3 protein-coding genes are annotated in these 1,198 nt (G+C 70.0%); 1 reads left to right on the forward strand and 2 read right to left on the reverse strand.

Annotated elements, in window-relative coordinates:
• Nucleotides 1–154: acyl-CoA dehydrogenase family protein (locus KS423_RS45795; protein WP_224285561.1), on the reverse strand; the 154-nt coding region annotated here is incomplete at its 3' end.
• Between the two features lie 172 nt (nt 155–326).
• Between KS423_RS45795 and KS423_RS45800 the strand changes: the two genes are divergently transcribed.
• Complete coding sequence (locus KS423_RS45800) at nt 327–764, forward strand: hypothetical protein (protein WP_224285559.1); 438 nt, start codon at nt 327–329, stop codon at nt 762–764.
• 120 nt (nt 765–884) lie between these two features.
• Here the strand turns inward: KS423_RS45800 and KS423_RS45805 are convergent.
• Nucleotides 885–1,198: electron transfer flavoprotein subunit alpha/FixB family protein (locus KS423_RS45805; RefSeq protein WP_224285560.1), on the reverse strand; the 314-nt coding region annotated here is incomplete at its 5' end.

The following is a 1,198-nucleotide window of genomic DNA, read 5'->3' on the forward strand; positions in this document are numbered from 1 at the left end:
CCTGCAACGCGTCCAGCGCCTCCTGCGGGAACCGCCCCTGCTCGTCCACCTCCGCCGCGAACGGAGCGATCTTCGCCTCGGCCAGCGAACGCACCGCCTCACGGAGCATCCCGTGCTCCTCGGAGATACGGAAGAGATCGAACTCCTGGCTCATGATCGCCACTCCTGTTTCACGACGGTACTCAGTACCCTTCATTATGCATGCGTGCGGCAAAAAGGGAACTCAGTGCCTTCCCTTGACGGCACTGAGTTCCCTATCCTTTTCGTGCCGAACTTCTGCCGAACTTCTGCCGAACGAGCCGGTCCGAGCGCAGGGAGATGACAGCGTGGTCCACTCAGCCATCGATGCCGACACCCGCAGCACGACGCTGTACTTCCAGCGCTGCGCGTGGTGCAACAACCCGACCTTCCAGCGACTGCTCTGCCCCACCTGCGGCTCCACCGACCTCAGGCTGGAGCCCAGCGAGGGCACCGGCGTGGTGCGGCGCTGCGCGGTCGAGCAGGCCCGGACGCCGCTGGTCCGTCAGAAGTCCCTGATCCGCATGGCGGAGGGCTTCGACGTCTGGTGCATCGTGGACGGGATGCGCAGCACCGTCCCGGTCGGCACCCGGGTGCGGCTGCTCTCCTCCCCCGACTCCGACCAGCCGGAGCTGCGGCTGCTGCCGATGGAGGAGCCTCCGGCGCCGCCGGACACCGAGCCGCGCCCGCTGCCGCCCGCCCAGGGCGGCTTCACCCGGCACCTCGCGGCCTTCGTCGCGGAGTGAGTCGCGGAGCCGACCGCGCAGCGATCGGGACGGGCGGCGCGACCCGGCACCGCCGGGAAACGACGGAGGGCGTGGCACCGAGTACCACTCGGCGCCACGCCCTCCACTGCACTCCGGGGATCAGGCCTTGCGGGCCTTCACCTCGGCGGTGAGCTGCGGCAGCACCTCGAAGAGGTCGCCGACCACGCCGTAGTCGGCGAGCTCGAAGATCGGGGCCTCGGGGTCCTTGTTGACGGCCACGATGGTCTTCGAGGTCTGCATGCCGGCCCGGTGCTGGATGGCGCCGGAGATGCCGTTGGCCACGTACAGCTGCGGGGAGACCTGCTTGCCGGTCTGGCCGACCTGGCTGCTGTGCGGGTACCAGCCGGCGTCCACGGCGGCGCGCGAGGCACCGACGGCCGCGCCCAGCGCGTCCGCGAGCTCCTCGACCACGC

The sequence above is a fragment of the Streptomyces sp. LS1784 genome, assembly GCF_020103755.1.
In the GTDB taxonomy this organism is placed as follows: domain Bacteria; phylum Actinomycetota; class Actinomycetes; order Streptomycetales; family Streptomycetaceae; genus Kitasatospora.